The 23,987-nt window shown below is 76.2% G+C and carries 22 protein-coding genes; 18 read left to right on the top strand and 4 right to left on the bottom strand.

Going from position 1 to position 23,987, the window contains the following annotated elements:
• Positions 1 to 13: 13 nt before the first annotated feature.
• A complete protein-coding gene (locus ACI8AD_RS11510) occupies positions 14 to 2,107 on the bottom strand; it encodes an SCO7613 C-terminal domain-containing membrane protein (RefSeq protein ID WP_456870656.1) in 2,094 nt (697 codons plus the stop codon).
• A 131-nt stretch (positions 2,108 to 2,238) separates the two neighbouring features.
• Between ACI8AD_RS11510 and ACI8AD_RS11505 the strand changes: the two genes are divergently transcribed.
• The 8 genes from ACI8AD_RS11505 (at position 2,239) to ACI8AD_RS11470 (ending at position 9,011) form a co-directional block, all read left to right on the top strand.
• A complete protein-coding gene (locus ACI8AD_RS11505; RefSeq protein ID WP_456870655.1) occupies positions 2,239 to 3,840 on the top strand; it encodes an ABC-F family ATP-binding cassette domain-containing protein in 1,602 nt (533 codons plus the stop codon).
• Positions 3,841 to 3,857: 17 nt separating this feature from the next.
• Positions 3,858 to 4,238: an MmcQ/YjbR family DNA-binding protein gene (locus tag ACI8AD_RS11500; RefSeq protein WP_456870654.1), complete on the top strand. Its 381-nt coding sequence runs from the start codon at positions 3,858 to 3,860 to the stop codon at positions 4,236 to 4,238.
• Positions 4,239 to 4,398: 160 nt separating this feature from the next.
• Complete coding sequence (locus ACI8AD_RS11495; protein ID WP_073420258.1) at positions 4,399 to 4,629, top strand: helix-turn-helix domain-containing protein; 231 nt, start codon at positions 4,399 to 4,401, stop codon at positions 4,627 to 4,629.
• Positions 4,626 to 5,399, top strand: a complete 774-nt coding sequence (locus ACI8AD_RS11490; RefSeq protein ID WP_456870653.1) for an enoyl-CoA hydratase/isomerase family protein — start codon at positions 4,626 to 4,628, stop codon at positions 5,397 to 5,399. The genes ACI8AD_RS11495 and ACI8AD_RS11490 overlap by 4 nt, the downstream gene beginning before the upstream one ends.
• Positions 5,400 to 5,475: 76 nt before the next feature.
• A complete protein-coding gene (locus ACI8AD_RS11485; RefSeq protein WP_456870652.1) occupies positions 5,476 to 7,368 on the top strand; it encodes an ABC transporter ATP-binding protein in 1,893 nt (630 codons plus the stop codon).
• 43 nt (positions 7,369 to 7,411) lie between these two features.
• The gene (locus tag ACI8AD_RS11480; protein WP_456870651.1) at positions 7,412 to 7,879 is read left to right on the top strand and encodes an SgcJ/EcaC family oxidoreductase; all 468 of its coding nucleotides are present in this window, start codon (positions 7,412 to 7,414) and stop codon (positions 7,877 to 7,879) included.
• Complete coding sequence (locus ACI8AD_RS11475) at positions 7,876 to 8,700, top strand: sulfurtransferase (protein WP_456870650.1); 825 nt, start codon at positions 7,876 to 7,878, stop codon at positions 8,698 to 8,700. Before ACI8AD_RS11480 ends, ACI8AD_RS11475 begins: the two co-directional genes overlap by 4 nt.
• Before the next feature lie 29 nt (positions 8,701 to 8,729).
• Positions 8,730 to 9,011 (top strand): hypothetical protein, encoded by a 282-nt coding sequence (locus tag ACI8AD_RS11470; RefSeq protein WP_456870649.1) that lies wholly within the window; start codon positions 8,730 to 8,732, stop codon positions 9,009 to 9,011.
• Between the two features lie 15 nt (positions 9,012 to 9,026).
• Here the strand turns inward: ACI8AD_RS11470 and ACI8AD_RS11465 are convergent, their stop codons facing one another.
• From ACI8AD_RS11465 to ACI8AD_RS11455, 3 genes are all read right to left on the bottom strand, one after another.
• Complete coding sequence (locus ACI8AD_RS11465; protein WP_456870648.1) at positions 9,027 to 9,707, bottom strand: sirohydrochlorin chelatase; 681 nt, start codon at positions 9,705 to 9,707, stop codon at positions 9,027 to 9,029.
• A gap of 65 nt (positions 9,708 to 9,772) precedes the next feature.
• A complete protein-coding gene (locus tag ACI8AD_RS11460; RefSeq protein WP_456870647.1) occupies positions 9,773 to 10,528 on the bottom strand; it encodes an SDR family oxidoreductase in 756 nt (251 codons plus the stop codon).
• Between the two features lie 4 nt (positions 10,529 to 10,532).
• Complete coding sequence (locus tag ACI8AD_RS11455; RefSeq protein ID WP_456870646.1) at positions 10,533 to 13,361, bottom strand: aconitate hydratase; 2,829 nt, start codon at positions 13,359 to 13,361, stop codon at positions 10,533 to 10,535.
• A gap of 263 nt (positions 13,362 to 13,624) precedes the next feature.
• Between ACI8AD_RS11455 and ACI8AD_RS11450 the strand changes: the two genes are divergently transcribed.
• The 10 genes from ACI8AD_RS11450 (at position 13,625) to ACI8AD_RS11405 (ending at position 23,885) form a co-directional block, all read left to right on the top strand.
• A complete protein-coding gene (locus ACI8AD_RS11450; protein ID WP_456870645.1) occupies positions 13,625 to 14,386 on the top strand; it encodes an SIR2 family NAD-dependent protein deacylase in 762 nt (253 codons plus the stop codon).
• On the top strand, positions 14,383 to 14,694 hold the full coding sequence (locus tag ACI8AD_RS11445) for a hypothetical protein (RefSeq protein ID WP_456870644.1): 312 nt from the start codon (positions 14,383 to 14,385) through the stop codon (positions 14,692 to 14,694). Before ACI8AD_RS11450 ends, ACI8AD_RS11445 begins: the two co-directional genes overlap by 4 nt.
• The gene (locus tag ACI8AD_RS11440) at positions 14,691 to 15,122 is read left to right on the top strand and encodes a DUF1772 domain-containing protein (RefSeq protein ID WP_456870643.1); all 432 of its coding nucleotides are present in this window, start codon (positions 14,691 to 14,693) and stop codon (positions 15,120 to 15,122) included. Before ACI8AD_RS11445 ends, ACI8AD_RS11440 begins: the two co-directional genes overlap by 4 nt.
• 224 nt (positions 15,123 to 15,346) lie before the next feature.
• Positions 15,347 to 16,882 carry an AMP-binding protein gene (locus ACI8AD_RS11435; RefSeq protein WP_456870642.1) on the top strand — a complete coding sequence of 512 codons (1,536 nt, stop codon included), beginning with the start codon at positions 15,347 to 15,349 and terminating at the stop codon, positions 16,880 to 16,882.
• Positions 16,883 to 17,034: 152 nt separating this feature from the next.
• Positions 17,035 to 18,489 (top strand): C40 family peptidase, encoded by a 1,455-nt coding sequence (locus ACI8AD_RS11430; protein ID WP_456870641.1) that lies wholly within the window; start codon positions 17,035 to 17,037, stop codon positions 18,487 to 18,489.
• Between the two features lie 303 nt (positions 18,490 to 18,792).
• Complete coding sequence (locus tag ACI8AD_RS11425) at positions 18,793 to 20,121, top strand: AAA family ATPase (protein WP_456870640.1); 1,329 nt, start codon at positions 18,793 to 18,795, stop codon at positions 20,119 to 20,121.
• Complete coding sequence (locus tag ACI8AD_RS11420; RefSeq protein WP_456870639.1) at positions 20,118 to 21,200, top strand: DUF58 domain-containing protein; 1,083 nt, start codon at positions 20,118 to 20,120, stop codon at positions 21,198 to 21,200. The genes ACI8AD_RS11425 and ACI8AD_RS11420 overlap by 4 nt, the downstream gene beginning before the upstream one ends.
• 28 nt (positions 21,201 to 21,228) lie before the next feature.
• Positions 21,229 to 22,188 carry a VWA domain-containing protein gene (locus ACI8AD_RS11415; RefSeq protein WP_456870638.1) on the top strand — a complete coding sequence of 320 codons (960 nt, stop codon included), beginning with the start codon at positions 21,229 to 21,231 and terminating at the stop codon, positions 22,186 to 22,188.
• Positions 22,189 to 22,213: 25 nt separating this feature from the next.
• On the top strand, positions 22,214 to 22,933 hold the full coding sequence (locus ACI8AD_RS11410) for an SDR family NAD(P)-dependent oxidoreductase (RefSeq protein WP_456870637.1): 720 nt from the start codon (positions 22,214 to 22,216) through the stop codon (positions 22,931 to 22,933).
• A 103-nt stretch (positions 22,934 to 23,036) separates the two neighbouring features.
• Entirely contained in the window at positions 23,037 to 23,885 is an 849-nt protein-coding gene (locus tag ACI8AD_RS11405) for a mycofactocin-coupled SDR family oxidoreductase (protein ID WP_456870636.1), read from the top strand.
• The last annotated feature ends 102 nt before the right edge of the window (positions 23,886 to 23,987 follow it).

The raw sequence follows: 23,987 nt of genomic DNA, 5'->3' as shown, positions 1-23,987 counted from the left end.
AGGTTGGGGCCGCTCAGCGCATCTGCGCCACCCAGGCGACCGCCTCCCGCGCCTGCTGGCGCCGCCGCTCGTAGGTGGCGCCCACGACCAGCAGCAGCAACCCCGCCGTGGCGAGCGTGACCCAGCGGGGGACCAGCGGTGCGTAGGGCGCCAGCCGCCCGAGGACGACGACCGCCAGCGCCGCGGCGCCCACCACGAAGGGCGCCTGCCGGTGGGTGAGCGTGCCCGCGACGGTCAGCCCGGCGGCGACGGCCACGACGCCGACCAGCCGCAGGGCCGTCGGCTCGTCGACCACGACCAGCGCCGAGGGCAGCAGTGCCACCGCCACCGCCGGACCCTCCGCGGCCCAGGACACCGCGCCCGTCCGCAGCGCCGGGACCGCCAGGAGGAGCAGGCCCGCGGCGGCGGGCAGCGTGTAGACCTCCGGCGTGCCGACGTCGGCGCCGGCCGCCGCGATCCAGCAGGCCAGGACGAGGTCGGCCACCGCCAGCACGGCGACCGGCTGCCGGCGGGCGACGACGGCGTAGCAGCCGGCGGCCGCGCCGACGACGGCGAGGTCGACCGCCAGCTGCCCCCACGCGCCGGCGTCGGCCGCGACCAGCCCCGCAGCGAGGCCGGCCAGGGTGCCGGCGAGCGCGGCGGCGGCCTCCTCCGGGAACCGGGCGCGCAGCGCGGCGACCGCGAAGGACGCCGCGCCGACCAGCGCGAGCAGCAGTGCGGCGGGGACCGGGCCGAGCAGGTCGCCCTCCAGCGCCACCAGCACCGCCAGGCCCGGCGCGGCCAGCGCGGCGCCCGTGGCGGCCGGCCGCACGCCCGGGCGCAGCACCGCGGCGAGCCCCGCGGGGACGGCGGCGGCCAGCACCAGCAGGGCCAGCGGGCCGCTGCGGCCCTCCTCGGCGAGCACTGCCGCGCCGGCCCCTGCCAGGACGCCGCCCGCGCCGACCAGCGCGGCAAGCGCCGTGGCGGCCGTGGCCGGCGGGGCCGCCGCGGTCAGCAGCACCAGGCCCAGCCCGGCCGCGACGACCGCCCCGCCGACGCCGAGACCCGCCAGCGACCCGGCGAGGGCCGCGGCCGCGATCGCGGCGGCCGCGCCCGACACCACCCGCGGCGGGGGCAGGTGTGCGGCGGTGCGGGGCTCGCGCAGCAGCGCGACGGCGCCGGCGGCCGCGGCGGCGAGGACGGCGGTGGCGAGCCAGGAGTCCAGCGGTGCGCCGTCCCAGGCCAGCGGCACGCCCAGCAGCACCCCGGCGGCGGCTCCCAGCGCGGCGAGGCCCTGCGCCACCGGCCGCAGCGCGGGGCGCAGGAGCAGCAGCGCGAGGACGTCGAGCAGCGCGGTGCCGAGCAGCACCGCCATCCCCGCCGCGCCGTCGGCGAGCCCGGCGGGCAGAAGCAGCCAGCCGGCGGGCTGGGCGACGAGCAGCGCGACCAGCGGCCAGGTGACCGTGCTGCGGGTGGCCCGGCCGAGGGCGAGCGCGGCACCGCCGACGACGACGCAGGACAGCCCGCTCCACAGCCGCAGCGGCACGGCGTCGGCGCCCGCCAGTCCCAGCGCGTGGGCGGCGCCGAGGTCGACGGCCAGCAGGGCGGCGCCGGCCGCGGCCAGGGCCTCCTCGGTGGCCCGCAGCCCGCGCCGGGCGGCGACCGCCGACGCGGCGCACGCCGCGGCGGTGACCGTGCCCATCACGACGGCCTGGAAGGTCACCCCCAGCCGCGTCCAGGCCACGGCGACGAACGCGACGGCCGCGGCGACCACCAGCAGCGCACCGAGCCCGAGGAGCACCTGCTGCGGGCTCAGGCGGGGGCGCGGCGGCCGCGGCGGCGCGGTCGGCCGGGGAGCCGGCGGCGCGGGGACCGGCGGGTCCGACACGCGGGCAACGACCGGGACCCGTGCCGGTGCGGGAGGAGGCGCCGTGCGGGCGGCCTGGCGCAGCGTGGCCAGCAGGGCGTCGCGCTCGCGAGCGAACTCGTCGATCGTGGCGCCCAGCCGCGCCACCACCGTCGCCGCCTGCGCCACCGCGGGCAGCCCGCAGGTGGGGCAGGGCGCGGGTGCCGGCACGGCCGGCGTCCCGCAGACGGGGCAGGGTGGTGCCCAGGTCGGCGTGCTCATGGCCGGGATGGTGACGCGCGACGGGCGCCGGCGGAACCGATCTCACCCCGGCTGTGGACGGCGCCGGCTGCTGTGGACGTCACCCGGCAATCCGCTCGGGTTCCGGCGTTCGGGCGCCTACCCTGGGATCAGTGATCACCACGACCGGCCTGGAGCTGCGCGCCGGGGCCCGCATCCTCCTGAGCGAGATCAGCCTGCGCGTGCAGGCCGGTGACCGCATCGGCCTGGTCGGGCGCAACGGCGCGGGCAAGACGACCACCCTCACCACCCTCGCCGGCGAGCGCCTGCCGCACGCCGGGAAGGTCGAGGTGGGCGGGGAGATCGGCTACCTGCCGCAGGACCCGCGCAGCGGCGACCTCGACACCAGCGCCACCGACCGCGTCCTGTCCGGCCGCGGTCTCGACGTCCTCAGGGCCCAGCTGGTCAAGGCGCAGGTGGCCATGGCCGAGCCCGCCGACGACGCCGAGCGCGACCGCGCGGTGCGCCGCTACGGCCGCCTCGAGGACCAGTTCGCCGCCCTCGGCGGGTACGCCGCCGAGAGCGACGCCGCCCGCATCTGCACCGCCCTCGGCCTGCCCGACCGGGTGATGGGCCAGCCGCTGCGCACCCTCTCCGGGGGTCAGCGGCGGCGCGTCGAGCTCGCCCGCATCCTGTTCTCCGACGCCGAGACGCTGCTGCTCGACGAGCCCACCAACCACCTCGACGCCGACTCGATCACCTGGCTCAAGGGCTTCCTCGCCGCGCACAAGGGCGGCCTGGTCGTCATCAGCCACGACGTCGAGCTGCTCGACGCCGTCGTCAACAAGGTGTGGCACCTCGACGCCAACCGGGCGACCGTCGACGTCTACAACCTCGGCTGGAAGGCCTACCTGCAGCAGCGGGAGACCGACGAGCGCCGCCGCCGGCAGGAGCGGGCCAACACCGAGCGCAAGATCGACGCGCTCACCGCGCAGGCGGACAAGATGCGCGCCAAGGCCACCAAGGCCCGGGCGGCGCAGAGCATGGACAAGCGGGCCCAGCGGCTCGCGGCGGGCCTGGAGGCGGTGCGCCAGCAGGACCGGGTGGCCAAGCTGCGCTTCCCGACGCCGGCGGCGTGCGGGCGCACGCCGCTGACCGCGGAGGGGCTGAGCAAGAGCTATGGCTCCCTCGAGGTCTTCACCGACGTCGACCTCGCCGTCGACAGGGGCACGCGGGTCGTCGTCCTCGGGCTCAACGGCGCGGGCAAGACCACGCTGCTGCGCATGCTGGCCGGCACCGAGGTGCCCGACACCGGCGAGGTGCGGCCCGGGCACGGGCTGCGGGTGGGCTACTACGCCCAGGAGCACGAGACGCTGGACATGGACCGGTCGCTGCTGGAGAACATGCGCGCGGCCGCGCCGCAGAGCACCGACACCGAGCTGCGGCGCATCCTCGGCGCGTTCCTGTTCTCCGGCGACACCGTCGACCAGCGGGCCGGGACGCTCTCCGGCGGCGAGCGCACCCGGCTGGCGATGGCCACGCTCGTCGTCTCCGGCGCCAACGTGCTGCTGCTCGACGAGCCGACCAACAACCTCGACCCGGCCAGCCGCGAGCAGGTCCTCGACGCGCTGCGCACCTACACCGGCGCGATCGTGCTGGTGACGCACGACGAGGGCGCCGTCCGCGCGCTGGACCCCGACAAGGTCATCCTGCTGCCCGACGGCACCGAGGACGCCTGGAGCGAGGACCTCGCCGACCTCGTCGAGCTGGCGTAGCGCAGCGGCGGGGACCCGTGGCGAGCTGGGAGGACGTGCGGCGCATCGCGCTGGGCCTGCCCGGCGCCGTCGAGGACGAGGGGCGCACCCGGTCGTGGCGGGTGGGCGCCCGGGCCTTCGCCTGGGAACGCGTGCTGCGCCGCGGCGAGCGCGAGCTGCTCGGCGACCGGGCGCCGTCCGGCCCGGCCCTGGGCCTGCGCACCGCCGACCCCGGCGTGGTCGACGCGCTGGTGTCCGCCCGTCCCGGGGTCTTCTTCACCGTCGCCGGCTACGGGCTGCACCCGATGGTGCTCGCGCACGTCGAGCGGGCCACCGTCGAGGACCTCGAGGAGGTGCTCACCGAGGCCTGGTGGTGCCGCGCCCCGCGCCGGCTGCGGGAGGAGCTGGAGGGCCGGTGACGGCGACCCGACCCGCAGATCCCGCCTCGCCTGGCCGAGGTCGCCCGACTGGGTGATCATCGGACGGGGAGGCCGGCGTCACGGGGACGGCGGCACCACGCGGACCAGCACCCGGCGCGCCGGCACCGGCCGGCGCGGACGGCGGCGACGGAGGGGAGTCATGGCCGACTCGAGCACGGCGGACCTCGGCAAGGGCAAGCGGATCACCGGCGGGGACCGCACGTCCCTCGCGGACGAGCTCAAGAAGCGCTACGACGGCGGGGAGAGCATCCGCTCCCTGGCCACCTCGACCAACCGGTCCTACGGGTTCGTGCACCGGCTCCTGTCGGAGTCCGGTGCCACCCTGCGCAGCCGTGGCGGTGCCAACCGGAACAGCAAGAAGACCGCGTGACGGCGGTCGACACCGAGGGCTGGGTCCGCACCAGCCGGGACGGCGCGGTCCTCACCGTCACCCTCGACCGTCCCGAGCAGCTCAACGCCCAGACGCCGGCCACCTGGACGGCGCTGGCGGCGGTCGGGGCCTCGCTCGACGACGGCGTGCGCGTCGTCGTCGTGCGGGGCTCGGGGCGGTCGTTCTCGGCGGGCCTGGACCGCAGCCTGTTCAGCGCCGACCCGTCGACCGCCGGCGGGCTGGGCCAGCTCGGCGCCCTGCCGCCCGACCAGGCCCAGGAGCGCATCCGCTCCTACCAGGCCGGGTTCCGGTGGCTGCGCTCGCCGGGGATCGTCTCGGTGGCCGCGGTGCAGGGCCACGCCATCGGGGCCGGCGCGCAGCTGGCGCTGGCCTGCGACCTGCGGGTGCTCACCGAGGACGCGTCGCTGCGGCTGCCCGAGGCGACGCTCGGCCTGGTGCCCGACCTGACCGGGACGAGCACGCTGGCCGAGCTGGTGGGCTACGCGCGGGCACTGGAGGTGTGCGTGACCGGGCGGCCGGTCGGCGCGGCCGAGGCGCTGTCGTGGGGGCTGGCCAACGCCGTCGTCCCGGCGGGGGAGCTCGACGGGGCGGTCGCGACGCTGGTGGCGGCCCTGACCGCCCCGCCGGCCGGCGCCGTCCGGGAGACCGCCGCGCTGGTCCGCTCCGCCGTCCGCAACCCCCCGGAGGCGCAGGACGCCGCCGAGCGCGCCGCCCAGGCGCGTCGGCTGGCCGAGCTGGCGGGCGGCTGAGGGATCCGGAACAGACGGGGACCGGCCGCTGTTCCACCAGCGGCCGGTCCCCGTCCGGCCGGGAGGAGGTCGTGCCATGAGCAGTCCCATGACCTCCATGGCGGCCATGCGCTCGTTCCGCCGGGACCCCTCGGTGACCTCGCGGCAGCTGCCCAAGGGCACCGTGCGCCGCATCCTCGGCATCGCCCGCCCCTACCGGCGGGAGCTGACGGCGTTCCTGGTGCTCGTCGTCGGCTCGTCGGTGATCGGCGTGCTGACCCCGCTGCTGGCCGGCGACATCGTCAACCGCATCGCCCGCCTCGACGGCACCGCGGGCGGCATCGTCCGGATCGCGCTGTTCATCGCCGGCCTCGCCGTCGTCGACGCGGCCATCTCGGTGGCCACCCGCTGGTACTCCGCGCGCATCGGCGAGGGCGTGATCTACGACCTGCGTGCCCGCGTCTTCGAGCACGTGCAGCGGATGCCGGTCGCGTTCTTCACCCGCACCCAGACCGGCGCGCTGGTCAGCCGGCTCAACAACGACGTCGTCGGCGCGCAGCAGGCCTTCACCTCGACCCTGTCCGGTGTCGTCTCCAACGTCATCGGCCTGGTGCTCACCGCCGGTGTCATGTTCACGCTGTCGTGGCAGATCACCCTGCTGTCGCTGGTCATGGTGCCGCTGTTCGTGCTGCCGGCCCGCCGCATCGGCCGCCGGCTGCAGGAGATCACCCGGGAGTCCTACGGGCTCAACGCGTCGATGAACGCGACGATGACCGAGCGGTTCAACGTCGCCGGCGCCCTGCTGGTCAAGCTGTTCGGCCGCCCCGCGGCCGAGGCGGAGAGCTTCCGCGGCCGGGCCGCGCGGGTCCGCGACATCGGCGTCCTGTCGGCGATGTACGGCCGCACCTTCTTCACCGCGCTGACCCTGGTGGCCGCGCTGGCCACCGCGCTGGTCTACGGCCTCGGCGGCTGGCTGGCCTTCTCCGGCTCGCTGTCCCCGGGCGACGTCGTCGCGCTCGCGCTGCTGCTGTCGCGGCTCTACGGCCCGCTGACCGCGCTGTCCAACGTCCGGGTCGACGTGATGAGCGCGATGGTCAGCTTCGACCGGGTCTTCGAGGTGCTCGACCTGCCGCCGATGATCGCCGAGGCCCCCGACGCGGTGCCGGTGCCCGCCGACGACCGGTCGGTGGAGTTCGACGCCGTCTCCTTCAGCTACCCGGCGGCCGCGGACGTGTCGCTGGCCTCGCTGGAGGACGTGTCGCTGCCCGAGCACGGCGGGCCGACGGCGGTGCTGCACGACGTGTCCTTCCGCGTCGAGCCCGGCCAGCTGGTCGCCCTCGTGGGGCACTCCGGCGCCGGCAAGTCCACGATCGTCAACCTGGTGCCGCGGCTCTACGACGTCACCGCCGGCGCGGTGCGCATCGGCGGGGTCGACGTGCGGCAGGCCACGCTGGCCTCGCTGCGCGACGCGATCGGCGTCGTCAGCCAGGACGCGCACCTGTTCCACGACACCATCCGCGCCAACCTGCTCTACGCCCGGCCCGAGGCCACCGAGGAGCAGCTGTGGTCGGCGCTGACCGGCGCGCGGATCGCCGCGCTTGTCGCCGCGCTGCCCGACGGGCTCGACACCGTCGTCGGCGACCGCGGCTACCGCCTCTCCGGCGGGGAGAAGCAGCGGCTGGCCATCGCGCGGGTGCTGCTCAAGGCGCCCGGGATCGTCATCCTCGACGAGGCGACCGCGCACCTCGACAGCGAGTCGGAGGTGGCGGTGCAGCACGCGCTCGACACCGCGCTGGCCGGCCGGACGTCGCTGGTGATCGCGCACCGGCTGTCCACGATCCGCAGCGCCGACCGGATCCTCGTCGTCGACGACGGTCGCATCGCGGAGTCGGGTACTCACGAGGAGTTGCTGGCGCTCGGCGGGCGGTACGCCGACCTCTACCGGACGCAGTTCGCCGACGGCGAGCGTCGGACGGTCGACGCGGCGTAGCAACTAGCGTTCCTCCTGCACCGGCTGCACCAGGAGGAACTCCGTGACGTCCGCCCACCCGCACGACGCCCAGATCCGCGCGCTGTACGCCGACTTCGTCGACGGCTGGAACCGGCGCAGCGGGGCGGCGGTCGCCGCGGTCTTCGCCGACGACGGCGACATGGTCGGCTACGACGGCACGACCGTCAGCGGCCGGCTGTCGATCGCCTCGGACCTGCGGCGGGTGTTCGGCAGCCACCCCACGGCCACCTACGTCGGCCTGGTCCGCTCGGTGCGCTCGATCGCCGACGGCGTGGCGGTGCTGCACGCGCACGCCGGGATGATCCCGCCCGGGGAGGACGACGTGGACCCGGGCCTGCACAGCATCCACACGCTGGTCGCCGTCGACGAGGGCGGCGGCCGGTGGAAGACGACGCTGTTCCAGGCGACCCCGGCGGCGTGGCTGGGCCGCCGCGACGCCCGGGACGCGCTGACCGCCGAGCTGCGCGGGCTGCTGGCCACCGCGCGGTGAGCGTGCTGGTGCGGGCCGGCGAGCTGCTGGCCGGCCCGCGGCCGGTGCTGCTCGACGTCCGGTGGGCACTCGGGGACGACCGCGGCCGCGAGCGGTACCGGGCCGGCCACCTGCCGGGGGCGGTGTCCGCCGACCTCGACACCGAGCTCGCCGGGCCGCCGTCGCCGGCGGAGGGCCGCCACCCGCTGCCGTCGCTCGCCGACCTGCAGGCCGCGGCCCGCCGGTGGGGCATCCGCACCGGCGACGCCGTCGTCGCCTACGACGCCACCGGCGGCCTGGCCGCGGCGCGGGCCTGGTGGCTGCTGCGCTGGGGCGGGCTCACCGACGTCCGGCTGCTCGACGGAGGCCTCGACGCCTGGGTGGCCGCGGGTGGTGTGCTGGAGACCGGCGACGTCGTCCCCGAGCCGGGGGACGTGGTGCTCCCCGGCGGGGGCGTGCCCACGCTCAGCGCCGACGAGGCGGCGGCGCTGCCGGGCGCGGGCGGGGTGCTGCTCGACGCCCGGGCGGGGGAGCGCTACCGCGGGGAGGTCGAGCCGGTCGACCCGCGGGCCGGGCACGTGCCCGGTGCGGTGAGCGCCCCGACGGCGGACAACCTGCGCCCCGACGGGACGTTCCGCCCCGACCTGGCGCAGCGGTTCGCCGCGCTGGGCGTGCGGCCGGGGACGACGGTCGGCGTCTACTGCGGGTCGGGTGTCACCGCCGCGCACGAGGTGGCCGCGCTGGCCGAGGCCGGCATCGCGGCGGCGCTGTGGCCGGGGTCGTGGTCGCAGTGGTCGAACGACCCGTCCCGCCCGGTGGCCACGGGACCGGATCCGGCCTGAGCCGGCGGCGGCCCTGCCATGCTGCCGCCGTGCCCACCCGGACCGCCCGCCCCGCCGCCGCACCGCTCCTGCTCGCCGCGCTGTCCGGGCTCGCCCACCTGGCCGTCGGCTGGTTCTACCTCGCCGGCGGCCTGGTCGTCCCCGGTCCGGTGCTGGTCCCGCTGTGGCTGCTCTGGCTGGCGCTGGCGGCGTGGCTGGTCCGCCTCGCGCTGCGCGGCTCGTGGTGGACGCCGGTGGTGCCGGTGCTCGCCGCGGCCGTGTTCGTGCTGGTGCTCGTCGTGGGGGAGCAGGCGCTCGGCTGGCAGGCGTGAGCAGGGCCCGGCGGGTCAGCCGACGGCGGCGTCGTAGCGGTCGAGCAGGACGGCGGCGAGGCGCTCGTCGGGCAGCAGCGGAGCGGTGACGACGTCGGCGCCGGCCTCGGCGAGCTTCCCGTGGAAGTGGCCGGGCGCCAGCAGGTAGGAGGCGACGACGACCCGCTCGGCGCCGCCCTTCCGCGCCGCGGCCACGGCGTCGGCGACGGGCGGCTGCGCGGCCGAGCCGTAGCCGGTGGTGACCGGCCCGGCCCACGAGCGCTGCAGCAGGTCGGCGGTGTCCTCGACGTCGGCCACCGACCGCGGGTCGCTCGACCCGGCGGCGGCCAGCACGACGGCGGTGAGCGGGTCGCGCGGGTCGGCGCCGGCCTCGACCAGCCGGTCGGCGAGCACCGCGGCCAGCCGGGGGTCGGGGCCCAGCGGCCGCGCGGCGACGGCGGCGTCGTGCGCGGCGACGGCCCCGGCGATGTCGACGTGCACGTGGTAGCCGCCCGACAGCAGCAGCGGCACGACGACCGCCGGCTGCCCGTCGGCGGCCAGCCCCGCCACGACGTCGGCGACGGTGGGCGGCTGCACGTCGACGAAGGCCGCCGTCGTCACCAGGCCCGGCCGCAGCCGGCGGGCGGCCAGCGCCAGCTCGGCGACCAGCCGGCGCCCGGCCGGGTTGCGGGTGCCGTGGGCACACGCGACGAGCACCGGCCCGTGGCCCTCTCGCAGGGGCCCGCCGCGAGCGTGCGAGGGGCGGGGGGCGAGAGGGTCCTTCATGGAGTGCGCAGGACGCCGCCGTCGACGGCGACCATCGTGCCGGTGACGTAGGACGCGGCGGGGGAGAGCAGGAAGGCGGCGACCCGGCCGAACTCGTCGGGCTCGCCGACGCGGCGCAGCGGGATGCCGGCCTCGGTGCGCGCCCGCATCCGCTCGGGGTCGCCGGAGGCGGCCTCGATGTCGGTGATCCGGTCGGTGGCGATCGTGCCGGGCAGCAGCCCGACCACCCGGATCCCGCGCGGGCCCAGCTCGTCGGCCAGCGCCTTCGCGGTCATGGCCAGACCGGGCCGCAGCCCGTTGGAGATGGCCAGGTGCCCGATCGGCTGGCGCGCCGACGTCGAGAGCACGAAGCCGATCGCGGCGCCCTCGGACAGGTGCGGCACCAGCGCGCGCACCAGCCGCAGCGGGCCGAGCAGCACGCTGTCGACGGCGTCGCGCCAGGCGTCCTCCGGCGTCTCCAGCACGGCGCCCGGTGCCGGGCCGCCGACGCTGACCAGCACGCCGTCGACCCGCCCGAGCACCTCCCGCGACCGGGAGACCAGCAGCTCGGCCGCGTCCGGGTCGGCGAGGTCGGCGGCGACACCCGAGGCGCCCTCGCCCAGCGACGCCACGGCCGCCTCCACCGAGGACGCGGAGCGTGAGCTGACCAGGACGCGCGCCCCGTCGGCGACGAGGGCCCGGGCGGTCGCGAGGCCCAGCCCCCGGCTCGCGCCGGTGAGCAGGTACCCGCGACCGCCCAGGCCCAGGTCCACCGGGTCAGCCCTGCCGGAGGGAGCGGAGGACGTACTGCATGATCCCGCCGTTGCGGTAGTAGTTCGCCTCGCCGGGGGTGTCGATGCGGACGCGGGCGTCGAACTCCACGTCGCCCGCCTTCACCTTCACCGTGCGGGGCGTGCGGCCCTCGTTCAGCTCGGTGACCCCGGTGATGGTGAACTCCTCGTCGCCGGTCAGGCCCAGCGACTCGCGGTTCTGGCCCTCGGGGAACTGCAGCGGCAGCACGCCCATGCCGATGAGGTTGGAGCGGTGGATCCGCTCGTAGCTCTCGGCGATGACCGCCTTGACGCCCAGCAGCGCCGTCCCCTTGGCCGCCCAGTCGCGCGACGAGCCCGAGCCGTACTCCTTGCCGGCCAGCACGACCAGGGGGATGCCCTGCTCCTGGTAGGCCCGCGAGGCGTCGTAGATCGTCGTCGTCTCACCGGTCAGGTGGTTCTTGGTGACGCCGCCCTCGGTGCCGGGCACCAGCTGGTTGCGCAGCCGGATGTTGGCGAACGTGCCGCGGATCATGACCTCGTGGTTCCCGCGGCGGGAGCCGTAGGAGTTGAAGTCGCGCCGCTCCACGCCGTGCTCGCGCAGGTACTGCCCGGCGGGGCTGTCGGCCTTGATGGAGCCGGCCGGCGAGATGTGGTCGGTGGTCACCGAGTCGCCGAGCACCGCCAGCGTGCGGGCGCCGGTGATGTCGCCGACCGGCGCCGGCTGCGCCGGCATGCCCTCGAAGTACGGGGGCTTGCGGACGTAGGTGCTCTCCGGGTCCCAGGCGAAGGTGTCGCCGGTGGGCGTGGGCAGGTCCTGCCACTGCTGCGTGCCGGCGAAGACGTCCTCGTAGCTGCGGCCGAACTGCTCGGCGGAGACCGCCTCGTCGATGACCCGCTGCACCTCCTGCGGGGAGGGCCAGATGTCGCGCAGGAAGACGTCGTTGCCGTCGGCGTCCTGCCCCAGCGGGTCGGTGTTCAGGTCGACGTCCATCGACCCCGCCAGCGCGTAGGCGATGACCAGCGGGGGGCTGGCCAGGTAGTTCATCTTGACGTCGGGGTTGATCCGGCCCTCGAAGTTGCGGTTGCCCGACAGCACCGAGACGACGGCGAGGTCGGCGTCGTTCACCGCCTGGCTGACCGGCTCGGGCAGCGGGCCCGAGTTGCCGATGCAGGTGGTGCAGCCGTAGCCGACCAGGTAGAAGCCGAGCTTCTCCAGGTACGGGGTGAGCTGCGCCTTCTCGTAGTAGTCCATGACGACCTTCGACCCGGGGGCCAGCGTCGTCTTCACCCACGGCTTGGTGGCCAGGCCGCGCTCGACGGCGTTCTTCGCCAGCAGCGCCGCGCCGATCATGACCTGCGGGTTGGACGTGTTGGTGCACGAGGTGATCGCCGCGATGACCACGTGGCCGTGGTCGACGGTGGTCTCGGTGCCGTCCTCGAGGACCACGCGGGTGGGCTTGGAGGGGCGGTCCGGGACGCGGTTCGGGACGACGTGGTGCGGCTTGCCGGCGTCACCGTTGCCGTGCGCGAACGGGCTGACCGGATCCGACGCCGGGAACGACTCCTCGGACGCCTCGTCGACGGCGGACTCGGTGTCGCGCGGGGCGTCGTCGTCGTCCTTCTGCATCTCCTCGATCGGCGCGTACGTGGGCAGCGCCTGCCGGAAGGAGGCCTTCGCGTCGGCGATCGTGACGCGGTCCTGCGGGCGCTTGGGCCCGGCGATCGACGGGACGACCGTGGCGAGGTCGAGCTCGAGGTACTCGGAGAAGGCCGGCTCACGGGAGGGGTCGTGCCAGAGGCCCTGCTCCTTGGCGTAGGCCTCGACCAGGGCGACCTGCTCCTCGGAGCGGCCGGTCAGCCGCAGGTAGCCGATGGTCTCCTCGTCGATGGGGAACATCGCCGCGGTGGAGCCGAACTCCGGGCTCATGTTGCCGATCGTGGCCCGGTTGGCCAGCGGGACGGCGGAGACGCCGGCGCCGTAGAACTCGACGAACTTCCCGACCACGCCGTGCTGGCGCAGCATCTCGGTGATGGTGAGGACCAGGTCGGTGGCCGTGGCGCCGTCGGGCAGCTGGCCGGTGAGCTTGAAGCCGACCACCCGCGGGATGAGCATCGACACCGGCTGGCCGAGCATCGCGGCCTCGGCCTCGATGCCGCCGACGCCCCAGCCGAGCACGCCCAGGCCGTTGACCATCGTGGTGTGGCTGTCGGTGCCGACGCAGGTGTCGGGGTAGGCGACGACGCGGTCGCCGTCCTGGCGCGGGAAGACCACGCGCGCCAGGTGCTCGATGTTGACCTGGTGCACGATGCCGGTGCCCGGGGGGACGACCTTGAAGTCGTCGAAGGCGCCCTGGCCCCAGCGCAGGAACTGGTAGCGCTCGCCGTTGCGCTCGTACTCGATCTCGACGTTGCGCTCGAAGCTCTCCGGGGTGCCGAAGACGTCGGCGATGACGGAGTGGTCGATGACCAGCTCGGCCGGGGCGAGCGGGTTGATCCGGTTCGGGTCGCCGCCGAGGTCGGCCATGGCCTCGCGCATGGTGGCCAGGTCGACGATGCAGGGGACGCCGGTGAAGTCCTGCATGACCACGCGGGCCGGGGTGAACTGGATCTCCTGGTCGGGCTCGGCCGTGGGGTCCCAGTTCGCCAGCGCCCGGACGTGGTCGGCGGTGACGTCGGCGCCGTCCTCGGTGCGCAGCAGGTTCTCGAGCAGGACCTTCAGGCTGTAGGGGAGCCGGTCTGCGCCCTCGACCGCGTCGAGCCGGTAGATGTCGTAGTCGGTGCCGGCGACGCTGAGCGTCGACCGGGCGCCGAAGCTGTCCTTGCTGGCTGCCACTGCTTGCGCCTCACCCTCGAGAAGTCCATCGGGCTTGAATGCCACCCGCCATCATCCCAGCCCGGGCCGGTGATCCGCTGGTGAGGCGACCCTTCCCTCACCGGGTGACCTGCGTCTCAGGGCCGCCGTCGGCGGATGATCAGGTGACCTGATCGTGCTGCGTCCTGGCTCACGGTGGGCGGTGAGCCAGGACGCGCGGGGGTGAGCCAGGACGGTGGCCCGGTCCTGCGCGGGCCGCCCCGCCGCTGCCTACGGTGGACGACGTGACCGGCGCCGTGCCCGACCCGCTCCCGGACTGGCTCACCGGCGCCCGCCGGATCACCGTGCTGACCGGCGCCGGCATCTCCACCGACAGCGGCATCCCCGACTACCGCGGCCCGAACGGCGTGTGGACCCGCGACCCCGACGCCGAGAAGCTCGTGACGCTGTCCTACTACGTGACCGACCCGGAGATCCGGCGGAAGGCATGGCGCATGCGGGCGGGGATGCGCGCCGCGGACGTCGCCCCGAACGCCGGGCACCGCGCGCTGGCCGACCTGGAGCGGCAGGGCCGGTTGCGGGCACTCCTGACCCAGAACGTCGACGGGCTGCACCAGGCCGCCGGGTCCTCGCCGCGAGGAGTGCTCGAGCTGCACGGCACGGTGCACGCCGTCGAGTGCCTCTCCTGCGGAGACCGCACCTCGATGGACAGCGCCCTGGCCCGGCTCGACGCCGGCGAGGACGACCCCGCCTGCCTGGTCTGCGGCGGCATCCTCAAGTCGGCGACGGTCAGCTTTGGGCAGGCCCTCGACGAGCGGGTCCTCGACGCCGCGGCGCAGGCGGCCGGCGACTGCGACGTCTTGCTCGCCGTCGGCACCTCGCTGGTGGTGTACCCGGTCGCGGGGCTGGTCGAGGTCGCCGCGGCGCACGGCGCGCGCGTGGTCATCGTCAACGCCGAGCCCACGCCCTACGACGGGCTGGCCGACCTCGTCGTCCGCGAGCCCATCTCGACGGCGCTGCCGCGGCTGCTGGGAACGGCGGCGTGACCCGCGCCGACCTGGAGGCCCGCTACCGCGAGCTGGTGCTGCGCGAGCTGCCGCGGCGGGCCCGCGCGGGCCGCTGGGTGGTGACGAACGACCACTGCTTCGGGCGGATCGTGCTCGACCACGCCGTCGGGGGCCGCTGGTACGACGTGCTCGACCGCCGGCGGTCCCCGGTGTTCGCGCAGCTGTCCGACGAGCAGCTCGCCGGCGCGGTCGCCCTGGCCGAGCGGGTGCTCGCCGAGGGGGATCCGCTGCTGCGCGAGCTCGACGCGCAGAGCCTCACCTGGCGCGGCGAGCCGCTAAAGCAGTGACGCTGCTCGTCGTCCACCTGGCGCTGACCGCGGCCTACGCCGGGTTCCAGTGGACCGTGCGCGCGCTGGTCTACCCGCAGTTCGCGCTGGTGCCGCCCGACGCGTTCCCCGCCTACGAGCGGGCGCACCAGCGGCGGGTGAGCCGGGTGGTGGGTCCGCTGTTCGCCGGGCAGGGCGTCACCACGCTGTGGCTGCTGGCGGCGCGGCCGGCCGGGACGCCGCTGCTGCCGGTGCTCGTCGGTGGCGCCTGCCTCGCGCTCGTCCTCGCCGTCACCGCGCTGCTCGCCGTCCCGCTGCACCGGCACCTGGGCCACGGGTGGGACCCCGTCACCCACCGCCGGCTCTGCCACGCCGACACCGTCCGCGCGCTCGCCGCGACGGCGGGGACCGCCGCGGTGGCCTGGGCCGTCCTCGCCACGGCCGGCTGACGCCGTCCTCCCGCACCGCCGCACGTCCTCCCGCACCGCCGCACGTCCTCCCGCACCGCAGCGCGTCCTCCCGCACCGCAGCGCGTCCTCCCGCACCGCCCACCGTGCGGGAGGACGCTGCACGATCAGGTCACCTGATCGTCGCGGAGGCGGCTAGCGTGACGGGGACCACGTCGAGCGGCCGACCGGCCTCCCCGGTCGGCCCTGGCCACCGGGAGCCCGGCATGCGCGTGCCCCTGACCACCCGCGACTTCCTCGACCGCGCCGAGCTCGTCTACGGCGACCGGATCGGCGTCGTCGACGAGCCGGACCAGCCCGCGCCGCCGGTGGGCGAGACGACCTGGCGGGAGTTCGCCCGCCGCGGCCGCGCGCTGCAGGCCGGCCTCGACGCGCTCGGGGTGGGGGAGGGCGAGCGGGTCGCGATCGTCAGCCACAACGCCGCACGGCTGCTGGAGGTGCTGCTCGCGGTCCCGTCGTCGGGCCGGGTGGCGGTGCCGGTCAACTTCCGGCTCAACCCCGAGGAGGTCTCCTACATCGTCGGGCACTCGGGCGCGAAGGTCCTGCTGGTCGACCCGGAGCTGGAGACCTCGCTCAAGGCCGTGCAGGCCGAGCACCGGTTCGGCACCGGCGAGGAGTACGAGCAGCTGCTCGCCTTCGACGCCGAGCCGCGGCCGTGGGGCGAGCCCGACGAGGACGCCACCGCCACGATCAACTACACCAGCGGTACGACGGCGCGGCCCAAGGGCGTGCAGATGACCCACCGCAACATCTGGGTCAACGCGGTCACCTTCGGCATGCACATGCAGGTGAGCGACCGCGACGTCTACCTGCACACGCTGCCGATGTTCCACTGCAACGGCTGGGGACTGCCGTACACGATGGCCGGCGTCGGCGCCCGCCAGGTGGTGCTGCGCAAGGTCGACGGCGCGGAGATCCTGCGCCGCGTCGAGCGGCACGGCGTCACGATGATGGCCGGCGCCCCCGCCGTCTGGAACGCCGTCCTCGAGGCCGCCGCGACCTGGGACGGGGAGATCCCGGGCCGGGACCGGGTGCGGATCGTCGTGGCCGGCGCCCCGCCGCCGTCGAAGACCATCGCCCGCGTGGAGGCCGAGCTCGGCTGGGAGTTCAACCAGATCTACGGCCTCACCGAGACCGCGCCGCTGCTCACCATCAACCGGCCCCGCGCGGAGTACGACGAGCTCCCGCCCGAGGAGCGCGCGCAGCGGCTCTCGCGCGCCGGCGTCCCCGCGCTGGGCACCCGGCTGGCGGTCAGCGACTCCGGCGAGGTGCTCGCCCAGGGCAACACCGTCCTGGCCGGCTACTGGGACAACCCCGACGCCTCGGCCGAGGCGCTGGAGGGCGGCTGGTTCCACACCGGCGACGGCGGCAGCATCGACGACGGCGGCTACCTGACGATCTCCGACCGCAAGAAGGACGTGATCATCACCGGCGGCGAGAACGTCTCCTCCATCGAGGTCGAGGACGCCGTCTTCAGCCACCCGGCCGTGGCCGAGGTCGCCGTCATCGGCATCCCCGACGAGAAGTGGGGGGAGCTGGTGACGGCGATCGTCGTGCTCGGCGAGGGCCAGAGCGCCACCGCCGAGGAGATCATCGCCCACTGCCGGTCGCGGCTGGCCGGGTACAAGACGCCCAAGCGGGTCGAGTTCCGCGACGAGCTGGCCCGCACCGCCACCGGCAAGATCCAGAAGTTCAAGCTGCGCGAGCCCTTCTGGCAGGCTGGCGGGCGCCAGGTGAACTAGGCAGGCGACCTCCCCCCTGCGGGGGAGATCGGCCCGCCGACCCCTCCGGAGGTCACCCGGACCGGTCGATCCCCGGTCCGGGTGGCGCCCGGACGGGCGCCCGGAGACGAGCGCCCGGTGTGCGACGCCGGCGCACCGGGAGGGGTCGGCACGTGGGAACGGGAACGCGCACGCGACATCACCGCTGGGCGCTGCGGGCGGTGGGGACGGCGCTGGCCGCGCTCACCGTCGCCGGCCTCACCCCCGGCACGGCCGCCGCCGCGCCCACCGACGAGGAGATCGCCGCCGCCGAGGCCGCCCGTGACGCCGCCGCCGCGCAGGTCGGCGTGCTCAGCGCGCAGCTGGCCGAGGCCGAGGCCGCCGCGGCGGCCGCCCACCAGGGCGCGCAGATCGCGCTGCAGGACTACGAGGAGACGCAGGCCGCCTACGAGGCCGCCCGCGACGCCGCCGAGGCCGCGACGGCCGCCGCCGCGCAGGCCGACGCCGAGGTCGCCACCGGCCGGGCCCAGGTCGCCGACTACGCCCGCGACACCTACATCCAGGGCAGCACCGCGCCCGGCACCGCCGCGCTGCTGTCGGCCGGCGGCCCCGCCCAGCTGATCGAGCGCGCCGCGCTGCTCGAGGCGGCCGGCACCCACCGCGTCGACGTCGTCGGTGAGCTCGTCGTCCTGCAGGAGCAGGCCGTCGTCGCCCAGCAGGACGCGCAGTCGGCCTCGGCGCGGGCCGAGGGGCTGCAGGCCGAGGCCGCCGCGGCCCTCGAGGGCGCGCAGGCCCAGGAGCTGGCCGCCCGCGAGCAGACCGCCGCCCTCGCCGGGCAGCGCGACGAGCTCGCCGCCCAGGCCGCGGCCGCCGGCCAGGAGGTCACCGAGCTGCAGCAGGAGCAGGACGCCGCCGAGGCCGCCGCGGCTGCGGCCGCCGCCGCGGCCGCCGAGGCCGCCCGCGCGGCGGCGTCGCGCCCGGCCCCGGCGCCCGCGCCCGCCCCGCAGGCCGCCCCGTCGAGCAGCGCGCCCGCGCCCGCTCCGTCCGCGCCGTCCGCTCCGGCGCCGTCCGCGCCGAGCACGCCCTCGGGGCCCTCCTCGGGGTCCTCCTCGGGGTCCTCATCGGGGTCCTCGTCGGGGTCCTCGGGCTCCTCCGGCTCGTCGGCGGGCACCCCGGCACCGCCGGCGTCGACGTCGGCCGGCGCGCCGTCGGCCTCGGCGGCGCAGCGGGCCATCGACGCGGCGCTGTCCCAGCGCGGCCTGCCCTACAGCTGGGGCGGCGGCGGCAGCAACGGCCCGAGCTACGGCATCCCGCCGGACACCCGCATCTGGGGCTTCGACTGCTCGGGGCTGACCCAGTACGCCTACGCCCGCGCCGGCATCCAGATCGGCGGCACCAGCCGCGACCAGTGGTGGAACAACCGCGGCAAGACCGTCGCGCGGGGCGACCTGCGCCCCGGGGACCTGGTCTTCTGGGGCTCGGGCAGCTCGTACCTGTCGATCTACCACGTGGCGCTCTACATCGGCGACGGCAAGGTGGTGCACGCCCCGCAGAGCGGCGACGTCGTCCGGGTGGCGCCGATGTGGTTCGGCAGCAGCTACTTCGGCGCGGTCCGGCCGTCGGCCTGAGCCGCACCGACCGGGACAGTAGGGCGTCGGGCAGCCACGGGGGGAGCTGCCCGACGCAGCGCCCACGCTAGCAGCCAGCGGGCGCGAGGTGGAGGGGGAAGGGCGTGCCCGGGCGGCGCGTCCGTGTCCTTCCCCGGCGTGTCCCGCCTGACACCCCGGGCGGCGCGGCGCCGCGCACGCCGGACGGATCCCCGGGCCGGGGTGGGACACTGGCCGCGGGACGGGCGGCAGGCCCCGTCACCGGCCTCCCCGGGGAGCCCCGCTCCGGATCCGGAGGCCGTGAACCGGCACCCGAGGAGCCTCGTGACCACCGCCAGCACCCCGCTCGACAAGCCCGCCGGCGCCACCGCCGCCGGTGCCCCGGTCCCGCCGTCGGCGGACGCCGCGCGGCTGGAACGGGCGCTGTTCGAGATCAAGCGGGTCATCGTCGGCCAGGACCGCCTGGTCGAGCGGATGCTGGTCGCCCTCCTCGCCCGCGGGCACGTGCTCCTCGAGGGTGTGCCGGGCGTGGCCAAGACCCTCGCCGTCGAGACGCTGGCCACCGTCGTCGGCGGGAAGTTCGCCCGGCTGCAGTTCACGCCCGACCTGGTGCCGGCCGACATCCTCGGCACCCGCATCTACAAGGCCGGGCAGGACGCCTTCGACACCGAGCTGGGCCCGGTGTTCGCCAACTTCGTCCTCACCGACGAGATCAACCGCGCGCCCGCCAAGGTGCAGTCGGCGCTGCTGGAGGTCATGGCCGAGCGGCAGGTCTCCATCGGCGGCGTCACCCACCCGCTGCCCGACCCGTTCCTCGTGCTGGCCACGCAGAACCCGATCGAGTCCGAGGGCGTCTACCCGCTGCCCGAGGCCCAGCGCGACCGCTTCCTCATGAAGGTGCTCGTCGACTACCCGAGCCCGGAGGAGGAGCGCGAGATCATCTACCGGATGGGCTCGACGCCGCCGCAGGCCGAGACCGTCCTGGGCCCGGACGACCTGCGCCGCATGCAGCGCACCGCCTCGCAGGTCTTCGTGCACCACGCGCTGGTCGACTACGTCGTGCGGCTGGTCGTCGCCACCCGGCAGCCGCGCGAGCACGGCATGGACGACGTCGCCTCGTGGGTGTCCTACGGCGCCAGCCCCCGCGCCTCGCTGGGCCTGATCGCCGCGGGCCGGGCGCTGGCGCTGGTCCGCGGCCGCGACTACGTGCTGCCGCAGGACGTCCTCGACGTCACCGCCGACGTGCTGCGCCACCGGCTGGTGCTCTCCTACGACGCGCTCGCCGACGGCGTCCCGGCCGACCACGTGGTCAAGCGGATCCTGCAGACGGTGCCGCTGCCGCAGGTGACCCCGCGCCAGCGGGCCGCCGGCTACGGCCCGGCCGCACCCGGTGGCCCGGCCGTCCCGCCGCCCGGCGCGCCGCAGTACGGCCCGCCGCAGGGCGTGGCGCCCTACGGCCCGCCCGGCTACCCGGCCGGCCCCGTGCCCGGCGGTCCCGTGCCCGGCGGCCCGGGAGGTCCCGGCGGCCCGGTGCCGAACGGCCCGGCCGGCCCCGGCGGGGCGGTGTCCCCGAACGGCCCGGCGCAGAACGGCCGGCCCGGCGCCGGTGCGCCGGGGGGCAACGGCCACGTGCCGGGCGCTCCGCAGGCGTGATCCGGCGGCGCGGCCGCCGGCGGGCCGAGGAGCCCGCCGCGGCGGGGACGGCGGCGGCCGTCACACCAGGGGCCGTCGCACCGGCGGGCGCCGTGCCGGCGGGCGCGGTGCCGTCGGGCGCGGGGACCCCCGGCTCGGGGATCGACCCCGGCGACGGCGACGCCTCCCCACCCCACTTCGGCGAGGGCCCGGCCGACGTGCTGCTGCAGCGGCTGGAGCTCACCGTGCGGCGGCGGCTCGACGGGCTGCTGCAGGGCGACCACCTCGGCCTCGTGCCGGGCTCGGGCAGCGAGGCCGGCGACTCGCGCACCTACCACCCCGGCGACGACGTCCGGCGGATGGACTGGCCGGTCACCGCCCGCACCCAGGTGCCGCACGTCCGCGAGACGATCGCCGACCGCGAGCTCGAGACCTGGGCCGTGGTCGACCTCTCCGCCAGCCTCGACTTCGGCACGGGGCTGTGCGACAAGCGCGATCTGGCCATCGCCGGGCTCGCCGCCGTCAGCCACCTGACCGTGCGCGGCGGCAACCGGCTCGGCGCCGTCGTCACCACCGGCGAGCGGGTGGACCGCTACCCGGCGCAGGCCGGCCGGCTGGCCGCCGACCGGCTGCTGCGCGGGGTGGTCGCCACGCCGCGGGCCGCCACCGGCCGCCGCGGCGACCTCGCCGCGGCCCTGGAGGCGCTGCGCCGCCCGCCGCGCCGCCGCGGGCTGGTGGTCGTGGTCTCGGACTTCCTCGGCGACCTGGACTGGGAGCGCCCGCTGCGGGGGCTGGGCGCCCGCCACGAGCTGCTGGGCATCGAGGTGGTCGACCCGCGCGAGCTCGAGCTCCCCGACGTCGGCCTGCTCACGGTGCGCGACCCCGAGTCCGGGCAGACCCTGGAGGTGCCCACCGGCGACCCCCGGTTCCGCGCCCGGTTCGCCGAGGGCGCGGCCGAGCAGCGGCGGGCCATCGCCGCCGCGCTGCGCCGGGCCGGCGCCGGCCACCTGCAGCTGCGCACCGACCGCGACTGGCTGATGGACGTCGTCCGGTTCGTCGCCGACCGCCGGCGCGCCGGCTCCGGAGGGGCGTCGCGGTGACCGCCCCGAACCCCAGAGAGGTCCGCTCGTGAGTTTCCAGTCACCGCTGTGGCTGCTCGCACTCGTCCCCGCCGTCGCCCTGGCCGTGCTGTACGTGGTCAAGCAGCTGCGCCGGCGGGTGTACGCCGCCCGGTTCTCCCAGACCGGGCTGGCCGCGGGGCTCCTCCCCAAGCGGGCGGGGTGGGTGCGGCACGTCGCCTTCGGCCTGACGCTGACCGCGCTGCTGGGCCTGGTGCTGTCGCTGGCGCAGCCGAGCACCGAGGTGCGGGTGCCGCGGGAGACCGCCACCGTCGTCCTGGCGCTGGACGTGTCGCTGTCGATGCAGGCCGAGGACATCGAGCCCAGCCGGTTCGAGGCGATGAAGGACGCCGCCTCGGACTTCGTCGACATCCTCCCGGAGCGGATCAACCTCGGGCTGGTGTCGTTCTCCGGCACCGCCTCGACCCTGGTGACGCCCACGACCGACCGCGACCAGGTGCGTGGGGCGATCGCCAACCTGGAGCTGTCGGAGGCGACGGCGATCGGCGAGGCGATCTTCACCTCGCTCACCGCGATCAGCACCTTCCAGTCCACCCTCGACGTAGGGGAGGGCGAGGAGCTGCCGCCGGCGCGGATCCTGCTGCTGTCCGACGGCTACAACACCGTGGGCCGCGAGAACACCCAGGCGATCGCCGCGGCGCAGGGCGCCGGGGTGCCGGTCTCGACGATCGCGTTCGGCACCGACTACGGCTCGATCGAGATCGGCGGCGAGGTGACGCCGGTGCCGATCGACCGCGACGCGCTGCGGCAGATCGCCGAGGACACCGGCGGCCAGTACAACGAGGCCCGCACCCGCGCCGAGCTCGAGGCCGTCTACGACGACCTCGGCAGCCAGATCGGCTACACCACCGAGCCGCAGGACGTGTCCTACTGGTTCGTGCGGATCGCCGCGCTGCTGCTCTTCGGCGGGCTGGGGCTGGCGGCCTGGCGCCTGCAGCGCCTGTTCTGAGGTGGTGACCCGGCCGTCGTCGGTCGTGACCGGCGGAGCGCAGGGCGTCGGGCGGGCCATCGCCGAGCGGCTGGCCGCCGACGGCGAGGTGGTCGTGGTGGACACCGCCGCCGGCCTGGGCTGGACGCACGAGCGGGTGCGCCTGGTCAGCGGCGACGCGCGCGACCCGGCGGTCCTCGTCCGCGCGGCCGCCCTGGCGGAGTCGGCCGGCCCGCTGACCGGGTGGGTGGCCAACGCCGCGGTCTTCCGCGACGCCTCGCTCGCCTCCGCGCCCGCGGCCGAGGTGCTCGACCTGGTCACCGCGAACCTGGCGCCGGCGCTGACGAGCTGCTCGGTCGCCGTCCGCCACCTCCTGGCGCACGGCCGGGCCGGGGCGATCGTCACCGTGTCCTCGCACCAGGCACAGCGGCCGGTCCGCGGCGCGCTGCCCTACGCGACGGCGAAGGCGGCGATCGAGGGCCTGACCCGCGCCGTCGCCGTCGACCACGGGCCCGACGGGATCCGGGCCAACGCCGTCGCGCTGGGCACCGTCGCCACCGACCGGCTCGAGGAGTTCCGGGCCGCCCACCCCGCGGTCGACGCGCAGCTCGCCGACCTCCACCCGCTGGGGCGGGTCGGCACGCCGGCCGAGGTCGCCGACGTCGTCGCGTTCCTGCTGTCCCCGGCCGCGGCCTTCGTCAGCGGCGCCGTCCTCCCCGTCGACGGCGGCCGGGCGGTCCTCGGCGCCGACCCCGAGGCCCGCTGAGCCCGCAGCGGACCGGGGCTTGACCCCTGCCCGTGATCTGGATCACAGTGTCGCGGCACCGGGGTTGCCACCGGGGTGCACCCCGAGACGCAGGGGGGTTCCCGTGGGACGGGTCGAGGGGAAGGTCGCGTTCATCACCGGTGCCGCGCGCGGGCAGGGCCGCGCGCACGCCGTCCGCCTGGCGGAGGAGGGCGCCGACATCGTGGCGGTGGACCTCTGCGAGGACGTAGGGACCACGCCGTATCCCGGTGCGACGGAGGCCGACCTGCAGGAGACGGTCAAGGCGGTCGAGGCGCTCGACCGGCGGATCGTCGCCCAGCAGGCCGACGTCCGCGACCTCGGTGCGCTGCAGCGCGCCGTCGACGAGGGGCTGTCGCAGCTCGGCCGCATCGACGTCGTCTGCGCCAACGCCGGGATCGGCAGCTTCGCCCCCGCCCTCGAGCTCACCGAGGAGCAGTGGCAGGACGTCGTCGACGTCAACCTGACCGGGGTGTGGAAGACGGTGAAGGCCACGGCGCCGGCGATGGTGGAGGCCGGGCGGGGTGGCTCGATCGTGTTGACCAGCTCGACGGCCGGGCTCATCGCCTTCGCCAACCTGGCGCACTACACGGCCGCCAAGCACGGGGTCGTGGGGCTCATGCGCGCGCTGGCCGTGGAGCTGGCGCCGCACCGGATCCGGGTCAACTCGGTGCACCCCACGACCGTGGACACCCCGATGATCCAGAACCCGGCCATCTACGAGCTGTTCACCGGCCAGCAGGGCCTCAGCCGGGAGGAGGCCCAGGAGGCGTTCAAGCCGCTCAACGCCCTGCCGGTCCCCTGGATCGAGGCGGTCGACATCAGCAACGCCGTGCTGTACCTGGCCTCCGACGAGTCCCGCTACGTCACCGGGACCACGATGGTGATCGACGCCGGCGCGACGGCTCCGTACAAGATCCCGCACCAGGCCTGACGGGACCCGGGGGGGGGGGGGGGGGGGGGGGGGGGGGGGGGGGGGGGGGGGGGGGGGGGGGGGGGGGGGGGGGGGGGGGGGGGGGGGGGGGGGGGGGGGGGG

The organism is Geodermatophilus sp. SYSU D00766, assembly GCF_054049915.1.
Note: the sequence above shows the minus strand (reverse complement) of the source record. Positions and strands in the feature narration are given on the sequence as shown.

Excerpts from the sequence above, each read along its gene's own strand:
- ACI8AD_RS11435 (WP_456870642.1), top strand. The coding sequence starts at position 15,347 with ATGCGCGTGCCCCTGACCACCCGCGACTTCCTCGACCGCGCCGAGCTC.
- ACI8AD_RS11510 (WP_456870656.1), bottom strand. The coding sequence starts at position 2,107 with ATGAGCACGCCGACCTGGGCACCACCCTGCCCCGTCTGCGGGACGCCG.
- ACI8AD_RS11495 (WP_073420258.1), top strand. The coding sequence starts at position 4,399 with ATGGCCGACTCGAGCACGGCGGACCTCGGCAAGGGCAAGCGGATCACC.
- ACI8AD_RS11485 (WP_456870652.1), top strand. The coding sequence starts at position 5,476 with ATGAGCAGTCCCATGACCTCCATGGCGGCCATGCGCTCGTTCCGCCGG.